Below are 26,781 nucleotides of genomic sequence, written 5' to 3' on the forward strand. Positions count from 1 at the left end.
GGGGAGATCCCGTGACGAAAAAAATAACTATATTTCAGCAAAATGATACACATGGTTGTTTAGATGCGCATGATGAATTTTATTGGCAAGGAAATGCCCCTGTTCTAAAAAGGGCAGGGGGGCTTGCAAGAATAAGCAAGTATGTGAAAGATGTAAAAAAGCAACTAAAGAATGTCTTGTTTTTCGACGGTGGCGATTTGTTCCATGGAACGTTGCCGCTAGTGAAAAGCAAAGGGGAGGCATTGATCCCTATCTTGAAAGAAATGGAGTTAGATGGATTTGTGCCGGGTAATTGGGATTTTGCTTATGGGAAAAAGCAACTGAAGAAATTAGTTGGCGAATTGCCTTGCTCGACACTAGCATGTAACGTATTTGAAGATGATACCCAAGAGCCATTTTTGACACCTTATAAGATCTATGAATTGACGGGAATGAATGTTGGCGTCATTGGACTGACGTATGGTCATGAAAAGGAGACAATGCCGGAAAGTTTTACTAATGGACTTTCCTTTACATTGGGCGTGGAAGAAGTAAGCGGAATTGTCGAAGCAATCCTAGATAAAGTGGACCTAATCATCGTTGTCAGTCACTTGGGTTTGCCTTTGGACGTGAAGTTGGCGTCCCTTGTGAAAGGAATCGATGTTATCCTGTCGGGGCATAGTCATGACCGGGTTATAAACCCGATTGACGTGGAAGGAACTCTTGTCGTTCAAGCAGGTTCTAACGCTGCATTTTTAGGCCGTTTGGATCTCACAGTAGAAGGTGCTAGCATAACTCACTATGAGTACCAGCTGATTGATGTACATGAAAATATGCAGGAAGATCCTCATGTTGCGGAATTGGTGAATACCGCACTCGAACCATTCAGTAAGGAAATAAATGAGATTGCCGGTGTAACGAATACCCTGCTTCACCGGATGTCCTTAGAGCAATCGCCGATGGATAAGCTTATTACGGATGCTTACTTGCATTCCTATGACTGTCATATTGCCTTCTCGCATGGATGGAGGTATGGTCCTCCGATGGCAGCCGGTCCATTGTCCATTTTTGATTTGTATAGCATCATTCCGACGAATCCGAACTTGTTCACGGTCGAAATCGAGGGGCAAGCACTTCGGAAAACATTGGAGAAAAATTTAGAAATGGTATTTTCTGCGAATCCCTTCAAGCAGAAAGGTGGCTATATTCTGCGTTCATCTGGGCTTTCCATGACATACAAGCCATATAATCCAAAGGGGCACCGAATTCAGACTTTGCATGTAGGAGGAAGAGAACTTGACGATCATGCAACGTATAAAGTGGCAGGAGGAGGCGGCCAAGTAATGAAGGAATGTGAAAAAAATAAAACATACTTTGACCATCAAGCTATTGATGTGATTTCTTCATTTCTGAAAGAGAAAGGGCCTTTTGAATTACGTGGTTCCAAGCAAATCATAAGCGTATAAAAGCGGGATGGATATAAAGCTATTGCACAACAGTGCGAGGGGTCGAAACTATGTACCGCACTAGCCGATTACCAATAGAGGTGATCGGCTCTTTTCAATCAAGCTGTCGCCCACTATATCGAATGCTTTTTCCAAATCAACTCCTTCTGTTATAATGAAAACCGAACGAATTGGAAATTAGGTGAAGCAATGAATTTCTTATGGACATTGTTGTTTATGGCTGTAATCGGGGCATTGATCGGGGGATTTACGAATCACCTGGCGATCAAGATGCTGTTCAGGCCCCATGAGGCGAAATATATTGGAAGCTGGCGGCTTCCATTCACACCAGGGTTGATTCCAAAACGGCGCGACGAACTTGCCGTGCAACTTGGGAGGACAGTGACGAACTATTTAGTCACTCCCGATGTATTGCGCAATAAATTATTGACGACTGAAATGGAAAGAAAAGCGGAGGCATTTCTGCAAAGCAAGATGGAAGAGCATGTGCTTCAATCGGACAAGACGTTGCATGACTGGCTGCAAGTGGCGGGCGCACACGACATTGTCAAGAAAGCCGAGCGGAGAATCGAATCACTTATCGATGCCCAGCTCATTAGCGTGCGCACTAAACTAACTTCGGGCACGATTGAAGAGATTGTCCCTTTGGAGTGGCAGGAACGGGCGCATGCACATATTCCTGTAATGACGAACTATATCCTGCAGCGAGCCGAACAATTTGTAGATTCGTATGAAGGAAAAGTGATGTTCCAAAAATTGATTAATGACTTCCTCGAGTCGAAAGGGACATTTGGCGGCATGTTGAACATGTTTTTCGGTGATTCCAACTCGCTCGTTGAGAAAGTGCAGCGCGAAGCATTGAAATTCATCAACGCGCCAGGGACGTACGATCTGCTGTATTCATTGATGGACAAGGAATTTACAAAGCTGCAAAAGCGTCCAATGGAGGAACTGCTTGCCGGATTCGATTGGGAGGGACTGTTCACTTCTATCAAAGCATATGCTAACAAGGAACTTGCGCTAGATACCCGTTTGGATAAAACAATCCACGATTACTGGCCGAAAGGTTCCGAATGGACTGCAGAAAATTTGACACCGAAAGTGATGCAATTCGCTTTCGATCAAGCCCAAAAGCAACTGGAGGATTCGTTGAAAAAGCTGAAGCTTGACGAAATTGTCAAGGAGCAGGTTGATACGTTCCCGGTTTCTGTATTGGAAGATCTCGTCCTTGGCATTTCGAGGCGCGAATTCAAAATGATTACGGTCCTCGGAGCACTGTTAGGTGGTATTATTGGTATTGTGCAAGGCATGATCGTCTTTTTTACAAACTTATCATAGGGGGAATAACTAATGGCTGTTAATATTTATGATGACTTGAACAAATTGGAGTCGACACTTCGGAAGACTGACGAATTTGCAGAGGTGAAAAACGCGATTGAGGAAGTGAAGAACGATGAGCAGGCGCTTGAGCTGTTCAAGAGCTTCCGTAAAATCCAAATGGATCTGCAGCAAAAGCAGATGCAAGGCGAAGAAATTGCGCATGAAGAGCTGGAGTATGCACAAAAGACAGCACAATTAGCTCAGCAAAATGAGAAGATCATGCAAATGCTCCAAGCGGAAATGAAGCTGAGCGGCCTGATTGAAGAAGTGAACCGCGTTTTAATGAAGCCGGTTCAGGAAATGTATGAAAGTATGCAATAAAACCGGCTCAGCCGGTTTTTTTGTGTTATTATTTCAAGTAGTTAAAGATGATAACAGAAAGATGGAGTAAAACATGCAAAAAATAATCCTTACAAAATCATTCGAACAAGATTGGATACGGATGTTCACCCATCTTGCCAATCTTTTTTTCGAGCAATCAAAAGTCATCACAGACCGGGAAGAAGAAGGCATTCTCGTTGACTTATCCATAAATATAGACAGTGCAGCAATCGTTGGCCACGCCCATCTAACGTATAATGGTAAAGAATTCAGCGCCACTTTTTCTGAACAAAAGACAACGGACAATTCGGAAACCGAGACCCGTCAGCTGAAACGGATTTATTCCCACGTATTCCTTGAAGTTCTGGAGCAACTCACCGGAATGAAACAATCATGGGGCATCCTTACCGGAATCCGTCCGATGAAGCTTTTTCATAAATACCGCCAGCAAGGCTATGCAGTTGAAGAGGCAAAACGTCTCTTAATGGAAAAACACCGGATTTCCAAAGAGAAAAGTGAGCTTCTGGCAACGATTGAAAATGTCCAACTAGAGGCCATCCCTGACTTGCATCAGATTCAAAATGACGTCAGTATATACATCGGTATCCCGTTCTGTCCGACAAAATGTGCGTATTGCACATTTCCGGCTTACGCCATCCATCGGAAAAACGGACGTGTCGAATCATTTCTTGACGGTCTGCACGAAGAAATCCGCGAAATCGGAAAATGGTTGACGGAACGGGACATTAAGATTACGACAATCTATTTTGGCGGGGGAACGCCGACTTCCATCGAAGCGGACGAAATGGATGCACTTTATCAGACAATGTATGATTCATTTCCACATATGAAGGAAGTAAGAGAAGTGACTGTCGAAGCAGGACGTCCGGACACGATTACACCAGCTAAAATCGATGTTCTGAAAAAATGGGGCATCGACCGGATCAGCGTCAATCCGCAATCATATACAGATGAGACGTTGAAAGCGATCGGCAGGCATCATTCCGTCCAAGAAACGATCGATAAATTCTGGTTGTCCCGAAACATGGGGATGAAAAACATCAATATGGATCTGATCATCGGTTTGCCGAATGAAGGACTGGAAGAATTCCGCCACTCGCTCGACGAAACGGCGAAAATGCAGCCGGAGTCATTGACAGTCCATACGCTTTCATTCAAACGGGCTTCCGAAATGACGCGGAACAAAGAGAAATATAAAGTCGCTGACAGGGAAACAGTTGAACAGATGATGAAGATGGGGGAGCAATGGACGAAAGAAAACGGCTATGTCCCTTATTATTTGTATCGCCAAAAAAACATCCTCGGCAACTTGGAGAATGTCGGGTACGCGAAACCGGGCGAGGAAAGCATATACAACATAATTATCATGGAAGAAGTCCAAACGATCATCGGAATTGGTTGCGGCGCATCCAGTAAGTTCATGGATCCGGCTACCGGTAAAATCACTCAATTCCAAAATCCGAAAGATCCAGCTGCCTATATCCTTACGTTTGAAGAATATATCGAAAAGAAAATAGAACATCTTGAGAGGATTTTCCCACAAGCCATTCAAGTAGACTGAAGTCGAAGTAAACCTTAGCACTCGAAAAGTGTTAAGGTTTTTATTTCGATTTAAGAAGGATTTTTTTACTAATCATCGAATAAGTACTAATGAATGTTTATTCATCTTTTAGAGGGGGTATTTACTTTTGTATTCTACAATCGAATTGACAATGGAAGGCCGGCTTGCTCGGCTGACAATGAATAGGCCGGAATCCATGAATGCAATGGATGATACGATGATGAAAGAACTCGCTGACGCCTTTGAATCTCTTTCATCCAATGAGGAAGTTCAAGTGTTGATAATCAATGGGGCTGGCCGCACATTCTCGGCAGGCGGGGATATTAAGAAAATGATTGATCCCGATTCGCCAATGGATATCAGTAAAGTGATGGTCGATGTGTCACGCTTAGCCAAGGCATTATACGAACTTCCGCAAATTACGATTGCCGCAATCCATGGAGCCGCTGCAGGACTCGGTTTCAGTATGGCGCTCGGCTGTGATGTCATTGTTGCAGAAGAGAATAGTAAACTCGCAATGAATTTCATCGGTATTGGGCTCGTACCTGATGGAGCCGGCCATTTCTTCTTGAAAGAGCGGATCGGAGTCCCGCAAGCTAAGCAACTCATTTGGTCCGGGGAAGTGATGCATGCCGAAACCGCTAAGGAGAAGGGTCTCGTCGACCAAATCGTTCCGGATGGAAGCGCCAGTCAAGCATCCGAGGCGCTAGCCCGAAAATTCCTGTCTGCTCCAATCGCGGCAATGCTTGCATCCAAAAAGATTTTACATGAACAAAAGATCGATGAATTGGAAAATGTATTGCGCATGGAAAGTGAACAGCAAGTCGCTATGCGCAAAACAAAGGATCATTTAGAAGGAATTAGTGCCTTTGTAGAAAAACGGAAACCTGCATTTATAGGAGAATGAATACATGTACAGCTGTTGCCTTCCAGAGAGGGAAACAGCTGTACTCGCGTGATAAAAATGGGATTACACCGGAGGATACTTATGACTATCGATCTTACTTTAGAATTGAAAAGATTCATCCAGGAAAACGGGGAGAGTTTTGAAGAGGAATTATTATTCGAAGCGTCAACAGTAAGGGAGAAAATTAATACGATCCTAGAAGTGGGCAATATTGACTTAATTAATAATGCACATAAACTTGTTAGTTATGCTTTGGAAACTAAATTGGATGAACTTCGGCAATTCGCCAAAGTGGAAGGGATTGCTTGGGCGACCCATTCCTTGACACTCTCGTTCAAATTGGAGTGGGTGCAGGCAATCCGGAGGACACTTTGGACATTCCTTCAACGATTTATTGCCGAAAAAGATGTGGAAATCAAGTTCTTTCAGTTTGAAAGACAGATTAACAGCTCAATCGATCAATTCCTTAATGTATTTTTCATTAGTTACTCTGCTTATAAGGATGAGTTGCTGAAAGCGCAAAGGGATCTGGTGGAAAACCTATCCGTGCCTATCATCCCGATTAACCCGAATGTTTGTATTCTGCCTATAATCGGCTCAATCGATTATTACAGGGCGAAAGTGATGGAAGAGAAAGTATTGACGGAAGTCGGCCGATTACATATTCAAACATTGCTCATGGACCTATCTGGAATCGCTTTCATGGAAGCTGAAGTGATTGATCAGTTGAAGAAAATCATTGATGGTGCAGCTATGATGGGCTGTACGACTGCAATTACCGGTTTACGGCCGGATGTCGTCCGGAACATGGTTCGTCTCGGCGTACAATTCGAGAGGAATACGCAAATGGTCGGTACGCTTCAGCAAGCTCTGAGCATTTATTTCGCAAATTAAAAAACTTAATCCTCTACAGGATCAAGTTCTTTTGATTTGTATTTATCTGCTGTGTCCCGCCAAGTGAAGTATCCTTTTTCCACCGCTGCAATCAACAATTCGGCAGTCGCGATATTCGTAGCGAGCGGTATTCCGTATACATCACAAAGTCGCAGTAACGCGCTTACATCAGGCTCATGGGGCTGTGCGGTCAATGGATCGCGGAAGAACAGGATCAAGTCCAGCTTTCCTGTGGCAATCATCGCCCCGATCTGCTGGTCCCCGCCTAAAGGTCCGGACATCATCCGGTGAACATTTAGGCCAGTCTCTTTCATAATTCGTTTGCCGGTTGTACCCGTTGCATACAACTCGAATTTCGAAAATACGTGTTCATATGCAATCGTGAAATTCACCATTTCGTCCTTTTTCTGATCATGTGCAATGAGTGCAATGTTCAAAGAAGCACCTCCATACTGTGGCTTGCTCCATTAACATATCATAGCGGCAAGATTGCCGCCAAACTTTACATCACACATGAAACAACAATAATTTTCCTGCAGGCGAAGCTAGGCGATGTGTTTGTTCAAGAAGATTTTTTTCTTCGAGCAATGCATGGCCTTTTTCTTTTGCCAAATCATCATTTTCCGCTGTAAACGTTTCTTCTGTAAGTAATTTCCCCGTCTTTTCATAAGCCGTCAATTTATAAGTTCTCAAGCTGCTCATCCTCCCGTGCTTTTCTCCATTATACTACGACCCCGATAAAAATGAATAGTTATTCATTTGGAAAAAGAGATAAAAAAAGCAGGTGCAATTACTGAAACTATTATCCTAGTTGAAACGTAATAAATAGAAGGTTGAAAAGGAAGGGGATATACAATGTCATTGCAACTTGAAAACGTAACGAAGCGGTTCGGGGATTTCACCGCTGTAGATCAATTAAATCTAAGCGTAGATAAAGGCCAAATGTACGGATTCCTCGGCGCAAACGGGGCAGGCAAGACGACTACGTTCCGGATGATTCTAGGATTATTGAATGCGAACGAAGGAAATATTGCCTGGAACGATAATACGATTTCCTATGCAACAAGCCCTGAAATCGGCTATTTGCCTGAAGAGCGTGGACTGTATCCAAAGATGAAAGTTGAAGATCAGCTTATTTTCCTCGGCGAACTGCGTGGGATGAAAAAGGCGGATGCAAAGAAGTCGATTGATTATTGGCTCGAACGGTTTGAAGTTACGCAAAACAAGAACAAAAAGGTGGAGGAGCTGTCGAAAGGGAATCAGCAAAAGATTCAAGTCATTGCAGCACTTATGCATGATCCGAAGCTGCTCATCCTAGACGAACCGTTCTCGGGCCTTGACCCGGTGAACGTTGAAATGTTGAAGAAAGCAATCACCGATTTCAGGAATAACGGGGCGACCATCCTCTTTTCGAGCCATAGGATGGACCATGTGGAAGAATTATGTGAGAAGCTGAGCATCATCCATCACGGCAAGCAGATTGTCAGCGGATCGCTCCGGGATGTGAAACGGTCATTCGGCAGGCAAAATGTGCGAATCCGTTCCGATCATGACTTGACGGGACTCGATACCGTGCCGGGAGTCCTTACCGTTGCACATTCAGTCGAAGGGGCCGTATTCCAGATCGAGGATGAAAAAGTCGCGAATGATTTGCTTTCAGCAGCATTGCAAGCGGGGCCGATCCGTCATTTTGAAATTGAAGAGCCTTCCTTGCAGGACATTTTTATCGCAAAGGTGGGGAAAGAGTATGCGTGAGTTTTGGATCATTTTTAAACAGGCTTTTACGACGAAGGCCAAAGCAAAATCATTCATGATTACAACTGTCATTATGGTTGCTGCCATATTCCTGTTGGCGAACGTATCGAAAATAATTGATACCGTTCAAGACTTGACTGGCGCTGGGCAATCCCAAAATGTCTTGCAAGTGGTAGATACGAGCGGGGTGCTCGTTGATCGGCTGCAAGCACAGCTAGCGCAAGGAAAAGATGAAATAACTATCGAAGAGGCCGATGAATCGGAGCAGATTCTTTCCGATAAAGTTTCCTCCGGAGATATCGATTCATTCCTGAGCCTTTCAGTCGATGGACAGGGAACAATCCATGCAAATTATACGACGATGAGCATGATGGACTTTTCATTGCCGATGCGCATCCAGGATGCATTGCAGTCGATCCAGGCGGAAATGAAAGCGGAGGAGCTTTCGTTGACGGGTGCACAAGTGCAAACATTATTTACACCCATTCAATTTGAGCAGAAAAATGTTTCTCCTTCAGCAAAATCTGAAGAGGAACTGAACCAGGCGAGAGTCCTTGTCTATGTCCTCATGTTTGTCATCTATATGGCTGTGATCATGTATTCGTCAATGATTGCAATGGATGTAGCAAATGAAAAATCTTCAAGGGTCATGGAAATCCTCATTTCGAGCGTCTCGCCGGTTAAGCATATGTTTGCAAAGGTACTCGGAATCGGTACGTTAGGGATTCTTCAGATCATCATTTATGGAATTGCGGGATATTTCGCCCTGAAAACATCGGCAACGGAAGTGCCTGGCGGATTTTCCGATTTCTTCAGTTTAAAGGATGTAAGCATCAGCACATTGGTGTATGCAGTCGTGTTCTTCCTGCTCGGATATTTCCTATATGCGACACTTGCCGCATTGTTAGGTTCATTGGTAAGCAGAACGGAAGATGTCCAGCAAATGATCATGCCGATGTCTATGCTTATTGTAGCGGCCTTCATCATCTCCGCAACGGGCTTAAGCAATCCTGAACTCGGCTATGTGACGTATGCATCGTACTTCCCGTTCTTCACACCGCTCGTCATGTTTCTCCGGGTAGGGATGCTCGATTTGCCGATGTGGGAGCCGTTGCTGGCTATATTCATTACATTGTTGACGATTTTCATCCTCGGTTGGTTCGGAGCGAGAGTGTACCGTGGCGGCGTCCTCATGTATGGACCTTCACGATCACTGAAAGACATCAAAAAAGCAATTCAATTAGGGAAAGAGTGATACTTGCCGTTTTTCGTCGTGAAGTTCGACGGAGAGCGGCTTTTTCGATGTCTAGCTCCGCTTTTATTTATTTCTATTACTCTTCCTCATATGGTAAAATTAGAACAAATATTCGTCAGGAAGGGGGGAGTGCTCCTTGTCTACAATCCGTTTTCTCCATACGGCTGATTTGCATCTCGACAGTCCTTTTAAAGGGATGACAGGACTGCCGCCAGCACGTTTGAATGAATTGCGGGAAAGCACGTTCACCGCATTCAACCGATTAATTGACTATGCAGTGGAGACATCTCCGGACTTCATCGTAATTGTAGGCGATATCTATGATGGTGAAGACCGTAGCTTACGTGCACAACGGAAGTTCCAAGAGGGAATGGAAAGACTCCATGAAGCTCGGATTCCTGTCTATGTCTCGTATGGAAACCATGATCATCTGAGTGGGAATTGGACCCGTTTCGAACTGCCGCCGAATGTCCACGAATTTTCAGGGGACGTTGAAGAAGTATCATTAACAGTCAGAGGCATGGACGTTGTACTCCATGGCTTCAGTTATCCGAACAGGCATGTCCGGGAAGAAATGATCAGCAAGTACCCGGCCGCTTCAGACACTGACTTTTTCCATATCGGACTATTGCACGGCAGTCTCGCCGGAAATGAAACGCATGCAGTCTATTCTCCTTTCACGATTGGGGAGCTGCAATCGAAGCATTATGATTACTGGGCACTGGGCCATATCCATGTACGCCAGCACTTATCGGAAGATCCACCGATTGTCTATCCGGGGAATATCCAAGGACGCCATCGGAATGAATCAGGTGAAAAAGGATTCTACGAAGTGGAGCTCAGTAAATCGGAGGCGATCCTTTCATTCATTCCGACATCAGCCGTTCATTTCGGGAACATCCAAATCCCTTGCGTCGATATACGCCATGCGAATGAACTGCTATCCGTCTGTGAGGACGCGCTTCTATCATTCGTTTCCGAACATGGGCCTTCCGTCGTCGATGTTGAAATTCTCAATCTAGACGAGGAGACCGCCGCCTTTTTTGCACAGACAGCCGAAGACATATGGCTTGAAGCAATCCGTGAAATGTTGGATATGAATGAACCTTTTGTGTGGGTACAGCGTTTGACCGTAACAAATACTTTCTATCGGCAAGAAAATAATTCGCTTCTGGAATCCGTTCTTGGACATGTCGACAGCTGGTCGGAAAACGACTGGAAGCGGGTGCTTGGAGACGTTTATCAACATGTCCGTACAGCGCGATATCTTGACCCGTTGAAGGAAGAAGACATTAAGGATTTACGCAATGAAGTGGAGAAGCTCTTATTGAATGAATTGCCGACAGTGCTGGAGGTGAATAGGTGAAAATTCGAAAGCTAGTCATTTACGGCTTCGGGAAGCATGAAAACAAGACGATTGATTTCCGTGACGGTATAAATGTAATTTACGGCCACAATGAAGCGGGTAAGACAACGATCCAGCAATTCATCGTGCAGACGCTTTTCGGCTTTCCGCAGAAGAATAGCGCGCAGTTGCGCTATGAACCGAAAGCGGGCGGCAAGTTCGGCGGTCAAGTCCATTTGCATGATGAAGTCTATGGCAATTGCATAGTTGAACGGGTGCAAGGAAAGTCATCGGGGGACGTCACCGTCTATTTCGAGGATGGCACGCAAGGCGGGGAAGAGGCTTTACAAGCATTGGTACGGCAATACGACCGTGCTTCATTCGAATCGATCTTCTCGTTTTCCATTCTTCAATTGCAAGGCTTCGAACGGATGGACGAGACCGAATTAAGCCGGACGCTCCTATCTTCGGGCACGACAGGGGTCGACACATTATTGCGTGTTGAAAAAAAGATGGAGAAGGAAATGGGGGATTTATTCAAGAAATCCGGCCGGAATCCTGAAATGAACATTCGGGCTAATGAGTTAAGAGAATTGGAGAAAGAGCTGAAAAGCGAGCAAGAACGCATGGCAACCTTTGCCCCGAAAATGGATAGGATCCATGACATTGAACGGGAAAGGCAGGAAGCGAAAGCGGCATATGAATCATTGCGGGCGCATTATCGGGCTCTCGGACTGGAGCTGCAATTAGTGCCGTTGAAAGAGCGGAAGCGTAACCTGACAAGAAGGCTGGACGAAGTACGAAAGTCTTCCTTTCCGTCTGACGGCATACGCCGCTATGAGATGATCAGCAGCCGATTGACGGAGTTGGAGGCGAAGAGGAGCGGTATGCAAGCTGAGCTAACGGTGATGGCGGAGAAAATGCCTACTGATCCGCGCCCTGAAATGCTCATGGAAATGGAGCGATTGCTTGCACGCGAGCCGGAATGGCATGAGTGGCGGTCATCTGTTGGTTCAATTCGTGAAAGGCTAGCCCAAATGAATGTGAAGAGGATGCGGCTGCTCGATCGATTAGGATTGGAGGAATCGGACGAACTGTTGGAAGCGGACGTTTCGATTCATCAGGAAGAGTATCTATACGGTCAACTGCAGGAAATGAATGAAATGAACCAACAGATCGGTTATATCGATCGGCAGCTTACCCAATTGGAGAACGAACTGCGCGACATTCGAACCGACCAGCTTTCACTGCAAAAGGATTCCCCCACGGAAGCGAAGAGGAAACAAGCGGAAGAGTGGCCGTCGATCCGAAGACGATTGGCTGAAGCGAAAGCGTATGTACAAATGAGCCGCTCAAGTCGGGAGGATGGAAACCCGCAGCTGCTTTGGATGCTTCTGGTTGTCGCAGCCATCATCTCCATAGTAGGGCTGATCGGGGGTCAATGGCTAGTCGTGGGACTTGGTGCGTGCTTAGCGGTCATTGCCGTCCTTTCAAAATTTGGCAAGCGCAGCGACCAGCCGTCATCGAAGACTTTTGAAATGGAGCGGCTAATCAACGAATATGCAGGACAGGAAGCGGAGATGGAAGCGCTCGTCGGAAAATTGCAAGACTATGAACAGAGGCAGAGACTGCTAGCGGAGTCAGCCAAGGCGATTGAACGGAAAATGGGTGTGCTAGAGGAAGAGTACGGGGCAATTGTACAGAAGAAGGAACGTCTTGAAGAAGCAATCAGTGAATTCTTTGTTGCCTATGGCTTGCGGAAAATCCCGAATCCGGGCATCCTTCATGAGTTTTTCGGCATGGCACGCTCGTTGCAGGAAATAGAACGCGAGCTCGTAGACGCCGCCCGGCAATCTGAAGAGTTACAAGGAAAAATTCACATGAGGCAAACTGAGATTGACCGGCTTGTTCCGGCGGGAGCATCCGAATCATCCATCTATGAGAAATTGCGGTCTGACTATCTGTCGTTAAAAGAAGAAGCGCAAACGTTTAATGCTCTCACGAAAAAGATTGAAGAAATTCAAATGCAGAAACAGGAAGCGGGAGAGCTGTTATCTGCTTTGCGCAGCCAACAACTTGATTTATTCACGGAAGCAGAAGTGGAGACGGAAGAGCAGTATTATCAAGCTTATGCCGATTATCAGGAAACGTTGACGTTGTTGCAGCAACTTGAAGATATCGAATCCCAGTTGGCAGTGCATGGCACAGTTGAGGATGGTAGTGGTCGTTCGGAAGGAGAGCTTCGGGAAGAAATCCACAATGCCGAAAGTCGTTTAGCAGACCTCGAAGAAGTTATCAATTCGCTTGTGACGGAAAAGGCAGCTCTGGAAGTTGAAACGGAGAAGCTGTTGACGGATGATTCCTATCAGCGGAAACAGCAACTGTTTGAGGCGAAGAAGGCGGAGTTTGCCGAGCTTGCGAAACAATGGTCGGTCCGCCAGGCAATCGTAGAAGCGATCAAAGGCATGATGGGGGAATTGAAGGAGAAGAAGCTGCCCGAAGTGCTGAACAGTGCGGAACAACTGTTTAGTGAACTGACGGGGGGCACTTACATGGCACTCGCATTATCGGAAAATGGTTACTTCCAGGCGGTTGGCCAAGATGGAAGGCGGTATCCGATCATTGAGCTGAGTCAGGCGACGAAGGAACAGGCGTATATTGCATTGCGCTTGTCGCTTGCAGCGGCAAAAGAAAAGACAGCTCCATTTCCACTGTTATTGGATGATCCTTTTGTCCATTTTGACGAAACGAGGTCTTCACGTATGTTTGAAATAATGGAACGGTTAAGTGCGAAGCATCAGTTCATCTATTTCACGTGTCATGATAAGATAGTAGAATACTGGACAAATGCAACGATTATTAACGTTTCCGACAGTGGAAGCGCCAAGGGGGCGATGATAAGGTGAAGAAAATATTGGAACATCAAGTCGGGGAGCCGGTTGAGCTTTATTTGCTCATTAAACAATCGACAAAGGGGATCACCCAACAGGGAAGTCCGTTTATGACACTCATTTTGCAAGATAAAAGCGGTGATATCGAGGCAAAGCTTTGGGATGCCGGTGAAGAGCATGAACGTCTGTATGCGGCTGCAACAATCGTCAAAGTCGGCGGAGAAGTGCATGAATACAGAGGGAAAAATCAACTGCGCATTAAAAGCATCCGCCCTGCGAAAGAAGATGAAGGCGTGACGATTTCGGATCTCGTCCCATCTTCCGCAAAGAGCAAGGAAGTGCTTTATGAAGAGTTGTTGCAATACTTCTTCGAAATGAAAAATCCACATATCCAGCGGATCACGAGACATCTATTGAAAAAACACCAAGCAGATTTCCTCGTTTACCCTGCTGCGACAAGGAACCATCATGATTATGTATCCGGGCTTCTAGATCATGTCGTTTCCATGTTAAAGCTCGGAAAGTCGATCGCTGAATTATATCCTTCTTTGAATAAGGATCTTTTATATGCAGGCATCATCCTACACGATGTCGGGAAAGTGATCGAGCTATCCGGACCGGTCGGTACGCAATATACGGTGGAAGGGAACTTGCTCGGCCATATTACAATTATGGTGAATGAAATATCGAAAGCGGCGGACGAACTCGAAATTCATGGGGAAGAAGTGATGCTTCTTCAGCATATGGTCCTTTCCCACCATGGCAAAGAGGAGTGGGGGAGCCCGAAACGTCCGATGTTGATGGAAGCGGAAATTCTTCATTATATCGATAATATCGATGCGAAAATGAATATGCTTGATCGGGCGATGTCCAAGACGGCGAACGGTGAATTCACGGAAAGAATCTTCCCTCTCGACAACCGATCTTTCTACAAACCGAATATTGAATGACAAAAAGGGCTGCTGCAAGTCGATGGATAATCGAATTGCAGACAGCCCTTTTCTTCTATCTTATTTCTTTTCTTTATCTTCCTTATCGGCAGTTGCAGGCAAGTAGCTGTCCAAAGCATTTTTGAACTCATCGACTTTAATATCAACATCAGCCGCTTTAATCAATTCTTGAAGCTTCTCTTCGAATTGGACACGTTTCAATCCATCTTCGATTTCTGTTTTTATTTCTTCTTCCGTCTTTTCAGTTTCCGCTTTACGAGTGTCAAGCAATTCAATGATATGGTAACCGAAGCTTGTCTTTACAGGTTCGCTGATTTCACCTTTTTTAAGGGAATACGCCGCATCTTCAAACTCTTGTACCATTTTGCCCGGACCGAACCATCCGAGGTCTCCGCCTGTTTGCTCAGCTACAGGCTCAGTGGAATATTCCTTCGCCAATTCAGCGAAATCTCCACCTTCCTTCAATTTCGCCAATACCTCTTTAGCGGTCTTTTCGTCTTTAACAACGATATGGCGAGCGTGAAGTTCCGTTTTTGCACGTTCCACGCCTTTAGCGACATCTTCTTCAGACACTTTCAATGACTCGATCATTTTCTTCTGAATCATTTGAGATTTTACGTTCTTTTCAAAGAATTTTTCAGTGACGCCTTGTTGCTGGAGATACATATCGAAATTATCTCCAAGTGCCTCTTTTTGTGATTTAACTTCATCTTTCCATTCCTTGTCCGAAACTTTATACTCCGTTTCCAACACTTGTTGAAGAAGCAAGTTTTCCATTACTGGTAGGCCAACTGCATCTTTCATTTCCTCATATAGATCTTCTTTTGTAATTGTTCCGACTTTTGTTGTGGCGATGATTTCCTCATCAGCCGCTTTTTGATCACTGCATGCAGCCATTGTTAATACGGAGGCTGCCATTGTCATAGCAAGGACTGTCTTTTTCATGGTTTTTTCTCCCCTAACTTTTCTCTACAACAGTTGATACTATACCATAAAAACGATCATAAAACAAAAAGGTTCCTCGCCAAATGCCTAAAACGGTCTATCAATGGTTGCATAGGATACAAGGAGAGAGGAGGTGCCGCAATGAGTGGATATGGCCAAGGCTCTTCTGGATTCGCTTTGATTGTTGTGTTGTTCATTTTGTTGATCATCGTCGGAGCAGCGTTCATTTACTAATAGAAAATGCCCAACTCCCTAGTAAAGGGGTTGGGCTTTTCTGCTTTTACACATTCAACAGCACTTCAAGATAGAACGAAAGAATCAAAATCGTAATTAGGATGTTGACAGTGCGATATATTTTAGGCTGCTTTTCTTCTGGGATCTCGCGTGATTGACATAACGCGAATGTCATCTTGTTGATTTGGAATAAATAAAACAATGAGAACATGACTGTAACGATAAGGATCAAATCAATTCCTCCTCTTTCAACCTTCACTTCATCATAGCAGAATCATGGCGGGAATGACATTATTTTTCATCGGCTGTCTGCAATTCAGCGGTCTCTTGCAATTCTCTTTCAGTGTGGTTCAAGGAGGCAAGGTCATCGTCAAATGTATGATCGATCCGTTTGAAACCAAGTTCGAAGATTTCCATGAAATCTTCCCCGTAAATATTCCGGATGACGGACATGACTTCTAAAAACTCAGGGAACTTCCCGTAGATGCTTTTCATCGGAAGCGAGCCGTCCAGGATTCCATGATCTGAGTCATAATAGCGTTCGTTCATGCCGTTGAGTAATTCTTCACCTTCCGCGGTGACAGATACATATGTATTGCGACGATCGTCGTCTTTCTTGAAGAATTGGAGGTATCCCCGCTCTTCAAGCTTTTTTGAAAAGTTGAAAGCTGTAGAGACATGCATGACGCCGAATTTTGCGACGTCTGAAATGGTTGCTCCTTGAAGATGGTAAGCGATCCAGAGGATATGGTGTTCATTAATATTCAAGTCATAAGGTTTTATCCATTGCTGCCAATCCTTTTCTACTGCTTTCCAAAGTGCTTTTGACATCTGGGCAACGCGTTGACTATAAATCATTGCTTCTTTTGGTGAAAAATTTTGCTCAGTCATGAAATACCTCCAACATCAAATAGTTTGTCTTTTTTCATTATAGCAGGAAAATATCAAATAAAAAAGTTGAAATTCCAAAAATACTATATATTCATAAATAATTTGAGGTTATACTGTTATAGTGGTTAGGTTTTCCAATCTAGTTTTAGCTATATTAAATAATAGCATACAAATGCTTTCCGTTCCGTCGCTCGCATTATTAGTAAAATCGAATAGAAACATATTTCTATTTCTAGAATTAGTAAAGGGGATGCGCGTAATGATGGAGGGCTTTTTAAAAGTTGAAGACGTACTTGAGAATTACACAACGGCAATCTACGAAAAAGATGTTGAAAAGTTCCTATCCATGTATTCTCCAGAAGTGCATATTTATGATTGCTGGGGGAACTGGGAGAGCAAGGGTATTTCTTCATGGAAGGAAAATGTGGTGGACTGGTTTAATGGACTGAGTGAGGATGGTTTTTTACTAAACGTTGAGTTTAATGATCAAATTGTGGAGGAAAATTCAGATCTCGCATTCGTACATTGCGCGGTAACATTTGCTGCTCACCAAGAAGATTCTAGTGAGAAAATTCGTCAAATAACAAATCGGTTCACGTATGGTTTGAAAAAAGTGAATGGATCATGGGTCATCGCTCATGAACATTCATCTCTGCCTATAAATATGGAAACTGGTAAGGGGATTTTTAACTTGAGGTGAAAAAGGAACACTGCTGGTAAGCAGCTTTTTACTAACAAAACGATAGCCAAACTCAATAGATATCGAGTTTGGCTATCATCATGTCTATCATTTTTGTTGCTCTGCTATCGATTGTTCCAACTCTGCTAGAGAAGTCTGGATCGCTGACAGTTCCTTTTCGAGCTTGAGTCTGTTCGATTCCGTCGAGAGTTGCCATTCTTCGATCGATCCCTTAATGCCATTGACTGCATCAGGAACCAACTCTTTCGCTTCCTTCGTCATATGTGTGATAGAGTCTTTCAACTCAGCGATCCTTCCTTTAACGTCACTCAATTTATGCTTCATGTCAGTCGAAGCGCTTCTAACAGACGAGCGGATTTCGCTACCCGTTTGTGGAGTGGAAAATAATACAGTGACAGCGGCCGTCACCGAACCTGCAAGTAAACCCGCCAAAAACGTAGATGCTTTCATGAAGTGCACTCCTTTCATTTCGAATAGTATTCCTTTTCATAGTTTAATTAAAACATGGTAAACTGTTTCGGGCAAATGAAAAAAAGCTTTCCTCCTGTGAGGAAAGCTTTTAGTATCAATTAGATAACGCTGTTTTAAATGAAGTACGCTTTAACAAAGTTGTAATAATTGGGTAGATGATGAAGAATACTATCCCGTTCATAGCGATTGCGGGTAGGACGACTGTTATGAACAATAATCCGAAAGGTACTTTCGCGCCAATAACGAAAATGGCAACGGATAGGAAGATTGTTCCGGACAGCAGTGTTCCGCAGCAAGCGATGATTGTTGAAACGATAATATGGTTTGCGGCTTTTCTAAGCAGTACAATGACCGCAAAAACAACAAACGCCGTAATGAACTTATCGATGATGTTCGGTATGAATCCACCTGGGAAACTTGTAAAGATCCCTGAAAGGACTCCGGTTGTCGCTCCTAGCAAAAAGACGCTCTTGACGTCCGGGAATAAAAAGATGCCGATGAACATCATCGTCAGCATGAAGTCCGGCTTCATGCCTTCACCATACCCCGGAATGACCAAGTACAAAGCTGCACCGACTGAAACCAATAGTGCCATCAACATAAGATTTTTCGTATTCAATTCTCATCTCTCCTCAACTGGACTCTATTTTTCGTTCTCCAGACGTATCCTCGTGATCGTCAGCGAAAACTTATGAAAAGTATACTGGTAATTTCATGGAATTGCAAGACTTTTTATTCGCTGATACGGCTTCGGATCTGATTCGCGATTTCTTGGATCCGTTCTTGGGGAAATTCCTCCACTTTCGGATTCCAATCTGAATCAAAACCGTCCGTTTGGTCATATCTCGGGATGAAATGCATATGGAAGTGGAACACGGCTTGTCCAGCTGGAGCTCCATTGTTTTGAAGCAAGTTCATTCCGGCAGGCTTGAACTCCTCTTTTAACAGGTTCGCGATTTTCGGGGCGACCGAAAAAAGGCGGGAAGCTTCTTCTTCCGTCATTTCATACAAGTTTTCCCGATGGATTTTCGGAATGAGCTGAACATGCCCTTTCGTCACTGGCATGACGTCCATGAAAGCGACGACGTGGTCATCTTCATAGATTTTCTCGCTAGGGAGGGTGCCTTCTACAATTTTACAAAAGATACATGATGTCATTTGCGGTCATCCTTTCCGATTGTCAGTCTCCGTAAAGCGGAGAAGTATTCATTAATGACATAAGTGTAGCATATTTTCATTTAATGCGTGAAAGATGGACAAAGCATTCCGGTCTGATGTTTGGTAAAATGGAAATTAGAATGGAGGATGACTATGGCAATTCTTGAAGTGAAAGAAGTGACAGGTGGGTATACACGCAAGCCTGTTCTGCATGAATTATCATTTGAAATCGGCAAGGGCGAGCTCGTCGGCTTGATCGGCTTGAACGGTGCCGGGAAAAGTACAACGATTAAACATATTATCGGACTGATGAATCCACATAATGGCGAAATTGTCGTTAATGGCGTCACATTTCGCGAAAACCCTGAAGTTTACCGTAAAGCGTTCACATATATTCCGGAAACACCAATTCTATATGAAGAGCTGACGCTGAAGGAACATCTTGAATTGACAGCGATGGCATATGGACTAGACCGCGAATCATTCGAGGCGCGCACTGAAATGCTATTGAAAGAATTCATGATGGAGAAGAGGTTGAATTGGTTTCCTTCTCATTTCTCAAAAGGGATGAGGCAAAAGGTCATGATCTTATGTGCGTTTTTAGTGGAGCCTTCGCTATATATCATTGATGAGCCATTTGTAGGGCTAGACCCGATCGGAATCCGTTCATTACTCGAACAAATATCTGAACGGAAAGCGAACGGGGCTTCTGTATTGATGTCGACGCATGTGCTTTCCACTGCAGAAAAGCATTGCGACCGGATTATTCTGCTGCATGAAGGACGAGTGAGGGCGCAAGGGACGATGGACGATTTGCGGAAAGCCTTTAACCGGCCAGGCGCTACTTTGGACGAGCTATATATTTCAATGACCGAGGATAATGACAATGAACAACTTGCGTGAAATTTGGGGGAACCGGTTCGTCCACTACATGACTGAACTGCAAAAATATATGCGGTTCGTTTTCACCGGACACTTGGCAATCGTCCTGCTCTTTACGATAGGGGCGGGCGGGTACGCATACAGTGAATGGTTGAAAGAAGTGCCATCAGAATTCCCTTCAGCAATCTTAGCGGCTATCCTTATCGGGGCGACTTTATCCATCGGGTCACCTGTTACGTTGCTGAAGCCTGCAGACATCGTCTTCTTCCTTCCGATGGAAAATAAACTTGAAGACTATCTGAAACGGTCGCTACGGTATTCACTATTTTCCCAGCTCCCGGTGCCCTACATCCTTTTTATCGTCCTATTGCCGTTGTTGGCGGCAACAGAAGTCGCAGGAAAACCGCAATTCATTCTGACGGCCATCGTCATTTTCCTTGTGAAATGGCTGTACGTCGAGACGGAATACCATTACCGCCGTGCCAATGAAGGGGAAGGTGTCTGGAAAGATCGTCTTGTCCGATTCGTGTTGGCGGCGCTTATTCTATATGTGATGCTGGCTGGCAGTCCATATCTCATACCCCTCGTCGGTGTGCTGATGGCAGTCTATTATTTATTCTGGAAGAAAAGAAGCGTTGCAAACCCGTTTCCTTATGAACATTTCATAACGCTCGAGCAAAATCGCATGATGCGTTTTTACCGTTTCGCAAATTATTTCACGGACGTTCCACATTTAAAAGGATCGGTAAGCCGCCGTGCATGGCTCGGATTCCTTATGCGTCCTGCACAATACGGACAAGCATCGCCTCAACGTTATTTGCTCCGGAGGACTCTTGTGCGCACAGACGATATTTTTTGGCTTTGGGTCCGATTGACCGCTTTATCGGTAGTAGGCGTCGTTCTCATTCCTTTCCCGATTGTTGTCTATATTTTCATCAGTGCACTGGCTTTTGCATCATCCATCCAATTGATGCATGCATTACGGGCGGGGGATGATTTCAGAATGGATATGCTGTTCCCTGAATCGGAAAATACGAGGGTTCCTGCCATCCGGAAAACAGTTAGCGGCGTTCAATTGCTTCAGTCATTTTCAGTTCTCGTAGCGGGGCTGATAACATTCGGCATATCCTTGCCGCCTGTCATTATGGCAGTACTCGTTCTCATCGTTTCCGAAGTGACAATCCGTGCATCCAATGAAAAACCTGAAGAAGCATGAAAAGTTCGCTCGAAAAAATAAAAATAGAATATTCCCAAAAACCTTGCAACTGAACCCCAGAGTTATGTATAATGAAAAAAAGGCATCAGGGGTGAGGGAGATGGAAAACAATTATTCATATGCCGAGTTCTTAAAAGCCGTGGGGAAAAGTAGTACTACGCTACAAGCAGAGAGATTGTTGAATGATATTTATATGGATCTATTCCTGAACCATATTCATCGGGAGCAAACAAAAAAACGTCTCTTGCGGCTGATTGATCTTGCACTTGATGATAAGGACGAGTACGCTTTTAAAAGTCTGACGGATGAACTGATGAAGCTTGAAGAGAATTAAACAACTAAAGCGGGCTGCCTGCTAATCGTCAATCGATTAGCTGTGCAGACCCGCTTTTTTATTCTTTGGCTGGGCAGTTCCGGCGGCCAGCTCCTCGAGTAGCTTCGGCCTTGAAGCAAAGGGCGAAAAAGTGCCTTTTATTCAAGCCCTCCATCGAACGCATTCACAAAGAAAGGCGTTACGAGCACATCTTTGGTTTACTTGTCGGAGCTGAATGGCCGCCTCCACTTATATTTTTGAACATACGTTCTCTTATTTCTTTGGTCTCGCACTTGACTATGGTAAAATGGAAATAATTCATTTGGGGAGGGGCTTGTTATGGTTCAGAAATTCGATTTACGCGCTCCTTACGTTCCGCTGGGCGACCAACCTGCCGCCATTTCACAGCTCGTGGAAGGCATCAAGGAAGGCAAAAAGCATCAGACGCTCCTAGGGGCGACCGGAACAGGGAAGACGTTCACCGTTTCGAATGTTTTAACAGAAATCAATAAACCAACACTAGTCATTGCACATAATAAAACACTCGCTGGCCAATTGTACAGCGAGTTTAAAGAGTTCTTTCCGAATAATGCGGTCGAGTATTTCGTCAGCTTCTATGATTTCTACCAACCGGAAGCATACATGCCGCATACGGACACTTATATAGAGAAGGACGCGACAATCAACGATGAAATTGATAAGCTGCGCCACTCCGCGACATCTGCCTTGTTCGAAAGGAATGATGTACTGATCGTAGCGTCCGTATCTTGCATTTACGGCCTCGGTTCGCCGGAGGAGTACGGAAAGCACGTCGTTTCGCTTAGATCAGGCATGGAAATCGGTCGGAATGAACTGCTCCGACGATTCGTGGACATCCAGTATTCTAGAAACGACATCAATTTCACGCGGGGGACATTCCGTGTACGGGGGGACGTCGTTGAAATATTTCCTGCTTCACAGGATGAACATTGCATCCGCATCGAGTTTTTTGGCGATGAAATCGACCGCATCCGTGAAGTCGATGCCCTTACAGGAGAAATTTTAGGCGAACGTGAACATGTCGCAATCTTCCCGGCATCCCACTTTGTCACGGGCGAAGAGAAAATGGTGAAGGCGATCGCGAATATTGAAACGGAATTGGAAGAGCGTCTCGCCGTGCTGCGCAAGGAAGATAAGCTTCTTGAAGCGCAACGGCTCGAGCAGCGCACCCGCTATGACTTGGAAATGATGCGGGAAATGGGCTTCTGCTCAGGGATCGAGAACTATTCGAGACATTTGACATTACGTCCTGCAGGGGCAACCCCCTACACACTGCTCGACTACTTCCCGGAAGATTTTCTAATGGTCATCGATGAAAGTCATGTCACCTTGCCGCAAATCCGGGGAATGTATAACGGAGACCAGGCGCGGAAACAAGTATTGGTCGATCATGGTTTCCGTCTCCCGTCCGCCTTGGACAACAGGCCGCTCATGTTTGATGAATTCGAGCGGTATGTCAACAAAGCCATCTACGTATCTGCAACACCAGGTCCTTATGAAATTGAGCATACCCCGGAAATGGTTCAACAGATCATCAGGCCTACCGGTTTACTTGATCCAGTCATCGACGTACGGCCGATCGAAGGGCAGATCGATAATCTGATCGATGAAATCAATGAGCGTACAAAGCGCAACGAAAGGGTATTGATTACTACTTTGACGAAAAAGATGTCCGAAGACCTTACCGACTATCTCAAGGATATCGGCATCAAAGTCCAATATTTGCATTCTGAGATCAAGACATTGGAGCGAATTGAAATTATCCGGGAACTCCGATTGGGCACCTACGACGTTCTCGTAGGCATCAACTTGCTGAGGGAAGGACTTGATATTCCCGAAGTGTCGCTTGTTGCGATTCTTGATGCCGACAAGGAAGGGTTCCTCCGTTCTGAGCGTGCTCTTATTCAAACGATTGGCCGGGCGGCGCGTAACTCTGAAGGAAAAGTCATCATGTATGCGGACCGTTACACGGATTCGATGAAAAAAGCGATTGATGAAACCGCGAGACGTCGGGAAATCCAAATTGCGTACAATGAAAAGCATGGCATCACTCCGACGACGATCAAAAAAGATGTTCGCGCCGTCATCAGGGCGACCCAAGTAGCGGAAGAGGAAGTCTCCTTCTTGGAAAAAGCGACTCAAGGCAAGAAATTGTCGAAGGAAGAAAAAGTAAAATTGCTCGCGACTTTAGAGAAGGAAATGAAGGAAGCGGCAAAAGCGCTTGATTTCGAAAGGGCTGCCGAATTGCGCGATACGATACTAGAATTGAAGGCTGAAGGGTGATAATGCGATGAAAAACACGGAAATAGTCATTCAAGGGGCAAGAGTCCATAACCTGAAAGATATTGATGTCCGCATCCCGCGTGACAAGCTCGTCGTCATGACCGGCTTGTCCGGTTCGGGAAAATCTTCCCTTGCATTCGATACGATTTATGCGGAAGGGCAAAGACGGTATGTTGAGTCGCTCTCCGCTTATGCGAGGCAGTTTTTAGGTCAGATGGATAAGCCGGATGTGGATGTAATTGAAGGGCTGTCGCCTGCAATTTCGATCGATCAGAAGACGACAAGCCGCAATCCGCGCTCCACCGTCGGAACCGTAACTGAAATCTATGATTATTTGAGATTGCTTTTTGCACGGGTCGGCAAGCCGATCTGTCCGAATCACGGGATTGAAATCTCCTCCCAGACAATCGAGCAGATGGTTGATCGGATAATGCAACTGCCGGAACGTTCGCGACTTCAAATCCTTGCGCCTGTCATATCCGGCAGGAAGGGAACACATGCGAAGCTGATTGAGGACATTAAAAAGCAAGGCTATGTCCGGATCCGTGTCAACGGGGATGTAATCGATCTCGACGATAATATCGAGTTGAATAAAAATAAGAAACACACGATTGAGGTCGTTATCGACCGGATTGTTGTGAAAGAGGGGATAGAAGCCCGTCTGAGCGATTCCCTCGAGTCCGCATTACGGTTAGCCGAAGGAACTGTATTGGTCGATGTAATTGACGTCGAAGAGTTGCTGTTCAGCGAGCATCATGCGTGTCCAATCTGTGGATTTTCCATTGGGGAACTGGAACCGCGCATGTTTTCATTCAACAGTCCATTCGGGGCATGTCCGGATTGTGATGGTCTTGGGACGAAACTCGAGGTGGATCCCGATCTCGTCATCCCGGATAATTCACTCACATTGAATGAAAACGCCATTGCCCCATGGATACCAACGAGTTCCCAATACTATCCGGAGCTGTTGAAAACAATTTGCAAGCACTTCAAAATACCGATGGATGTGCCGGTGAAAGATTTGCCGGATGATGATCTGAACGTTATCCTCTATGGTTCAAGGGAAGAGAAGATCAAATTCCAATACACGAATGAATTCGGCAATACACGAGTGAACAACATCTATTTCGAAGGTGTTCTTGCAAATGTGGAGCGCCGCTTCAAGGAGACATCCTCCGATTATATACGTGAACAAATGGAGAAATACATGGCAAGCCGCGCTTGTCCGGCATGTCACGGATACCGATTGAAAGAGGAGACGCTCGCAGTTAAAGTGAACGGGACGCATATCGGGGAAGTGACGTCATTATCCATTACGGAAGCGGACCGTTTTTTCAACAATCTAGTCCTGTCTGAAAAGGATATGCAAATCGCAAGACTCATCCTACGGGAAATCGCCGAGAGACTAGGATTCCTCATCAATGTCGGCCTGGATTATTTGACGTTATCGAGGGCCGCGGGAACATTATCCGGCGGAGAGGCGCAGCGCATCCGGCTTGCCACGCAGATCGGATCCCGTTTGACAGGCGTCCTCTATATATTGGACGAGCCTTCGATCGGCCTTCATCAGCGTGACAACGACCGTCTCATCGGTACATTGCAAAGCATGCGGGATATCGGGAATACGCTAATTGTCGTTGAGCATGATGAAGATACTATGATTGCTGCGGATTATTTGATCGATATAGGACCTGGTGCAGGCGCTGCCGGAGGACAGATCGTTTCAGCCGGGACACCGGAAGAAGTGATGAATGATCCGAAATCATTGACTGGACAATATTTAAGCGGCAAGAGATTCATCCCTTTGCCGATAGAACGGCGCCAGCCTGATGGCAGAATCGTTTCGATCAAGGGTGCCTCAGAGAACAATTTGAAGGATGTTGACGTGGACTTTCCATTAGGACAGTTCATTGCCGTGACGGGCGTTTCAGGCTCCGGGAAAAGTACGCTCGTAAATGAAGTGCTATACAAAGTGCTTGCCCAGAAGTTGAACCGATCCAAGCAGAAACCTGGGAAGTTTACATCCGTCACAGGTCTTGAGGAGTTGGAAAAGGTCATTGAAATCGACCAATCCCCAATTGGACGGACGCCAAGATCGAACCCTGCAACCTATACAGGGGTTTTTGATGACGTTCGTGATGTCTTTGCCATGACAAACGAGGCGAAAGTGAGAGGTTACAAAAAAGGGCGATTCAGTTTCAACGTGAAAGGCGGTCGCTGTGAAGCTTGCCGCGGAGACGGGATCATCAAGATTGAAATGCACTTCCTTCCTGACGTGTATGTCCCTTGTGAAGTATGTCACGGGAAAAGATATAACCGCGAAACGCTTGAAGTAACGTACAAAGGGAAAAATATTGCGGATGTCCTTTCCATGACTGTCGAAGATGCACTCGTATTCTTTGAAAACATCCCTAAAATCAGCAGAAAACTGCAAACAATCGTCGATGTGGGCCTCGGTTACGTTCAACTTGGACAACCCGCTACGACGTTGTCGGGCGGTGAAGCACAAAGGGTGAAGCTCGCCTCCGAACTGCATAAACGATCCAACGGCAAATCATTCTATATTCTAGACGAACCGACGACTGGACTCCATGTACACGATATCGAAAAACTGCTTCTCGTCTTGCAACGGCTCGTCGATACCGGAAATACAGTCCTTGTCATCGAACATAATCTCGACGTTATCAAAACCGTCGACCATATTATCGATCTAGGACCGGAAGGCGGGGACAAAGGCGGCCAAATCATTGCGATTGGAACTCCGGAGCAAGTGGCGGAAAGTGAAGTCTCCTATACCGGGCACTATTTAAAACCGATTTTGGAACGGGACCGGCAAAGAATGAAAGAACTGATTGAAACCGCAGCCGGAAAAGAGTGAAACCTTCTGAGCGATGATTCGTATAGATAGTAAGTGTTGAAGAAGT

General features: G+C 45.2%; 26 protein-coding genes. 18 read left to right on the forward strand and 8 right to left on the reverse strand.

The genetic code is table 11. From position 1 onward, the window contains the following. Positions 1–11 precede the first annotated feature (11 nt). The 6 genes from M3193_RS16840 (at position 12) to M3193_RS14350 (ending at position 6,529) form a co-directional block, all read left to right on the forward strand. Positions 12–1,445: a bifunctional metallophosphatase/5'-nucleotidase gene (locus M3193_RS16840; protein WP_251629036.1), complete on the forward strand. Its 1,434-nt coding sequence runs from the start codon at positions 12–14 to the stop codon at positions 1,443–1,445. Positions 1,446–1,634: 189 nt separating this feature from the next. Next, positions 1,635–2,783, forward strand: coding sequence for a DUF445 domain-containing protein (locus M3193_RS14330; RefSeq protein ID WP_251629038.1), 1,149 nt, complete (start codon positions 1,635–1,637; stop codon positions 2,781–2,783). Between the two features lie 12 nt (positions 2,784–2,795). Further along, positions 2,796–3,146, forward strand: a complete 351-nt coding sequence (locus M3193_RS14335; protein WP_251629040.1) for a YlbF family regulator — start codon at positions 2,796–2,798, stop codon at positions 3,144–3,146. Between the two features lie 73 nt (positions 3,147–3,219). Next, positions 3,220–4,728, forward strand: coding sequence for a coproporphyrinogen III oxidase (locus M3193_RS14340; RefSeq protein ID WP_251629042.1), 1,509 nt, complete (start codon positions 3,220–3,222; stop codon positions 4,726–4,728). A gap of 127 nt (positions 4,729–4,855) precedes the next feature. Then, positions 4,856–5,635: an enoyl-CoA hydratase gene (locus M3193_RS14345; protein WP_251629044.1), complete on the forward strand. Its 780-nt coding sequence runs from the start codon at positions 4,856–4,858 to the stop codon at positions 5,633–5,635. A gap of 81 nt (positions 5,636–5,716) precedes the next feature. Beyond that, the gene (locus tag M3193_RS14350) at positions 5,717–6,529 is read left to right on the forward strand and encodes an STAS domain-containing protein (protein ID WP_251629047.1); all 813 of its coding nucleotides are present in this window, start codon (positions 5,717–5,719) and stop codon (positions 6,527–6,529) included. A 5-nt stretch (positions 6,530–6,534) separates the two neighbouring features. Here the strand turns inward: M3193_RS14350 and mgsA are convergent, their stop codons facing one another. Beyond that, entirely contained in the window at positions 6,535–6,966 is a 432-nt protein-coding gene (gene mgsA / locus M3193_RS14355; protein ID WP_285852010.1) for a methylglyoxal synthase, read from the reverse strand. Positions 6,967–7,036: 70 nt separating this feature from the next. After that, the gene (locus M3193_RS14360) at positions 7,037–7,222 is read right to left on the reverse strand and encodes a YhzD family protein (protein ID WP_251629049.1); all 186 of its coding nucleotides are present in this window, start codon (positions 7,220–7,222) and stop codon (positions 7,037–7,039) included. 162 nt (positions 7,223–7,384) lie between these two features. On the opposite strand from M3193_RS14360, the gene M3193_RS14365 reads away from it, so the two are divergent. The 5 genes from M3193_RS14365 to yhaM all read left to right on the forward strand — a co-directional run bounded on the left by M3193_RS14365 (position 7,385) and on the right by yhaM (position 14,725). Continuing rightward, positions 7,385–8,284, forward strand: a complete 900-nt coding sequence (locus tag M3193_RS14365; protein ID WP_251629051.1) for an ABC transporter ATP-binding protein — start codon at positions 7,385–7,387, stop codon at positions 8,282–8,284. After that, a complete protein-coding gene (locus tag M3193_RS14370) occupies positions 8,277–9,539 on the forward strand; it encodes an ABC transporter permease (protein ID WP_251629053.1) in 1,263 nt (420 codons plus the stop codon). The genes M3193_RS14365 and M3193_RS14370 overlap by 8 nt, the downstream gene beginning before the upstream one ends. 136 nt (positions 9,540–9,675) lie before the next feature. Beyond that, positions 9,676–10,905 carry a metallophosphoesterase family protein gene (locus tag M3193_RS14375; protein ID WP_251629055.1) on the forward strand — a complete coding sequence of 410 codons (1,230 nt, stop codon included), beginning with the start codon at positions 9,676–9,678 and terminating at the stop codon, positions 10,903–10,905. Continuing rightward, complete coding sequence (locus M3193_RS14380; RefSeq protein WP_251629057.1) at positions 10,902–13,790, forward strand: ATP-binding protein; 2,889 nt, start codon at positions 10,902–10,904, stop codon at positions 13,788–13,790. Before M3193_RS14375 ends, M3193_RS14380 begins: the two co-directional genes overlap by 4 nt. Beyond that, entirely contained in the window at positions 13,787–14,725 is a 939-nt protein-coding gene (yhaM, locus tag M3193_RS14385; protein ID WP_251629059.1) for a 3'-5' exoribonuclease YhaM, read from the forward strand. The genes M3193_RS14380 and yhaM overlap by 4 nt, the downstream gene beginning before the upstream one ends. A gap of 60 nt (positions 14,726–14,785) precedes the next feature. Here the strand turns inward: yhaM and M3193_RS14390 are convergent, their stop codons facing one another. After that, on the reverse strand, positions 14,786–15,670 hold the full coding sequence (locus M3193_RS14390) for a peptidylprolyl isomerase (RefSeq protein ID WP_251629061.1): 885 nt from the start codon (positions 15,668–15,670) through the stop codon (positions 14,786–14,788). A 141-nt stretch (positions 15,671–15,811) separates the two neighbouring features. Here M3193_RS14390 and M3193_RS14395 point away from each other — a divergent pair, with 141 nt between their 5' ends. Then, complete coding sequence (locus tag M3193_RS14395; RefSeq protein ID WP_153010094.1) at positions 15,812–15,904, forward strand: YjcZ family sporulation protein; 93 nt, start codon at positions 15,812–15,814, stop codon at positions 15,902–15,904. Between the two features lie 46 nt (positions 15,905–15,950). On the opposite strand, the gene M3193_RS14400 is transcribed toward M3193_RS14395, so the two are convergent. Both M3193_RS14400 and M3193_RS14405 read right to left on the reverse strand, forming a co-directional pair. Beyond that, on the reverse strand, positions 15,951–16,136 hold the full coding sequence (locus M3193_RS14400) for a hypothetical protein (protein WP_060210602.1): 186 nt from the start codon (positions 16,134–16,136) through the stop codon (positions 15,951–15,953). Positions 16,137–16,195: 59 nt separating this feature from the next. Then, on the reverse strand, positions 16,196–16,795 hold the full coding sequence (locus M3193_RS14405; RefSeq protein ID WP_251629063.1) for an HTH-type transcriptional regulator Hpr: 600 nt from the start codon (positions 16,793–16,795) through the stop codon (positions 16,196–16,198). A gap of 259 nt (positions 16,796–17,054) precedes the next feature. On the opposite strand from M3193_RS14405, the gene M3193_RS14410 reads away from it, so the two are divergent. Continuing rightward, positions 17,055–17,495: a YybH family protein gene (locus tag M3193_RS14410; protein ID WP_251629065.1), complete on the forward strand. Its 441-nt coding sequence runs from the start codon at positions 17,055–17,057 to the stop codon at positions 17,493–17,495. A gap of 87 nt (positions 17,496–17,582) precedes the next feature. Here the strand turns inward: M3193_RS14410 and M3193_RS14415 are convergent, their stop codons facing one another. The 3 genes from M3193_RS14415 to M3193_RS14425 form a co-directional block, all read right to left on the reverse strand. Further along, positions 17,583–17,945 (reverse strand): YtxH domain-containing protein, encoded by a 363-nt coding sequence (locus M3193_RS14415; protein WP_251629067.1) that lies wholly within the window; start codon positions 17,943–17,945, stop codon positions 17,583–17,585. 115 nt (positions 17,946–18,060) lie between these two features. Then, positions 18,061–18,585 carry a tryptophan transporter gene (locus tag M3193_RS14420; RefSeq protein ID WP_251629069.1) on the reverse strand — a complete coding sequence of 175 codons (525 nt, stop codon included), beginning with the start codon at positions 18,583–18,585 and terminating at the stop codon, positions 18,061–18,063. A gap of 113 nt (positions 18,586–18,698) precedes the next feature. Next, positions 18,699–19,124 carry an HIT family protein gene (locus tag M3193_RS14425; protein WP_251629071.1) on the reverse strand — a complete coding sequence of 142 codons (426 nt, stop codon included), beginning with the start codon at positions 19,122–19,124 and terminating at the stop codon, positions 18,699–18,701. Positions 19,125–19,277: 153 nt separating this feature from the next. On the opposite strand from M3193_RS14425, the gene M3193_RS14430 reads away from it, so the two are divergent. The 5 genes from M3193_RS14430 (at position 19,278) to uvrA (ending at position 26,735) form a co-directional block, all read left to right on the forward strand. Continuing rightward, positions 19,278–20,027: an ABC transporter ATP-binding protein gene (locus M3193_RS14430; RefSeq protein ID WP_251629073.1), complete on the forward strand. Its 750-nt coding sequence runs from the start codon at positions 19,278–19,280 to the stop codon at positions 20,025–20,027. Beyond that, complete coding sequence (locus tag M3193_RS14435; RefSeq protein ID WP_251629074.1) at positions 20,011–21,222, forward strand: ABC transporter permease; 1,212 nt, start codon at positions 20,011–20,013, stop codon at positions 21,220–21,222. The genes M3193_RS14430 and M3193_RS14435 overlap by 17 nt, the downstream gene beginning before the upstream one ends. A 100-nt stretch (positions 21,223–21,322) precedes the next feature. Further along, positions 21,323–21,556, forward strand: a complete 234-nt coding sequence (locus M3193_RS14440) for an IDEAL domain-containing protein (RefSeq protein WP_251629076.1) — start codon at positions 21,323–21,325, stop codon at positions 21,554–21,556. A gap of 318 nt (positions 21,557–21,874) precedes the next feature. Further along, the gene (gene uvrB / locus M3193_RS14445) at positions 21,875–23,857 is read left to right on the forward strand and encodes an excinuclease ABC subunit UvrB (protein WP_251629078.1); all 1,983 of its coding nucleotides are present in this window, start codon (positions 21,875–21,877) and stop codon (positions 23,855–23,857) included. Positions 23,858–23,864: 7 nt separating this feature from the next. Next, positions 23,865–26,735, forward strand: a complete 2,871-nt coding sequence (gene uvrA, locus M3193_RS14450; RefSeq protein ID WP_251629080.1) for an excinuclease ABC subunit UvrA — start codon at positions 23,865–23,867, stop codon at positions 26,733–26,735. Positions 26,736–26,781 lie beyond the last annotated feature (46 nt).

Source organism: Sporosarcina luteola (assembly GCF_023715585.1).
GTDB lineage: Bacteria > Bacillota > Bacilli > Bacillales_A > Planococcaceae > Sporosarcina > Sporosarcina luteola_D.

Coding starts and splice junctions, on each gene's coding strand:
- M3193_RS14330 (WP_251629038.1), top strand. CDS start 1,635: ATGAATTTCTTATGGACATTGTTGTTTATGGCTGTAATCGGGGCATTG.
- M3193_RS14335 (WP_251629040.1), top strand. CDS start 2,796: ATGGCTGTTAATATTTATGATGACTTGAACAAATTGGAGTCGACACTT.
- M3193_RS14340 (WP_251629042.1), top strand. CDS start 3,220: ATGCAAAAAATAATCCTTACAAAATCATTCGAACAAGATTGGATACGG.
- M3193_RS14350 (WP_251629047.1), top strand. CDS start 5,717: ATGACTATCGATCTTACTTTAGAATTGAAAAGATTCATCCAGGAAAAC.
- M3193_RS14365 (WP_251629051.1), top strand. CDS start 7,385: ATGTCATTGCAACTTGAAAACGTAACGAAGCGGTTCGGGGATTTCACC.
- M3193_RS14370 (WP_251629053.1), top strand. CDS start 8,277: ATGCGTGAGTTTTGGATCATTTTTAAACAGGCTTTTACGACGAAGGCC.
- M3193_RS14390 (WP_251629061.1), bottom strand. CDS start 15,670: ATGAAAAAGACAGTCCTTGCTATGACAATGGCAGCCTCCGTATTAACA.
- M3193_RS14395 (WP_153010094.1), top strand. CDS start 15,812: ATGAGTGGATATGGCCAAGGCTCTTCTGGATTCGCTTTGATTGTTGTG.
- M3193_RS14405 (WP_251629063.1), bottom strand. CDS start 16,795: ATGACTGAGCAAAATTTTTCACCAAAAGAAGCAATGATTTATAGTCAA.
- M3193_RS14410 (WP_251629065.1), top strand. CDS start 17,055: ATGATGGAGGGCTTTTTAAAAGTTGAAGACGTACTTGAGAATTACACA.
- M3193_RS14415 (WP_251629067.1), bottom strand. CDS start 17,945: ATGAAAGCATCTACGTTTTTGGCGGGTTTACTTGCAGGTTCGGTGACG.
- M3193_RS14425 (WP_251629071.1), bottom strand. CDS start 19,124: ATGACATCATGTATCTTTTGTAAAATTGTAGAAGGCACCCTCCCTAGC.
- M3193_RS14430 (WP_251629073.1), top strand. CDS start 19,278: ATGGCAATTCTTGAAGTGAAAGAAGTGACAGGTGGGTATACACGCAAG.
- M3193_RS14435 (WP_251629074.1), top strand. CDS start 20,011: ATGAACAACTTGCGTGAAATTTGGGGGAACCGGTTCGTCCACTACATG.
- M3193_RS14440 (WP_251629076.1), top strand. CDS start 21,323: ATGGAAAACAATTATTCATATGCCGAGTTCTTAAAAGCCGTGGGGAAA.
- uvrB (WP_251629078.1), top strand. CDS start 21,875: ATGGTTCAGAAATTCGATTTACGCGCTCCTTACGTTCCGCTGGGCGAC.
- uvrA (WP_251629080.1), top strand. CDS start 23,865: ATGAAAAACACGGAAATAGTCATTCAAGGGGCAAGAGTCCATAACCTG.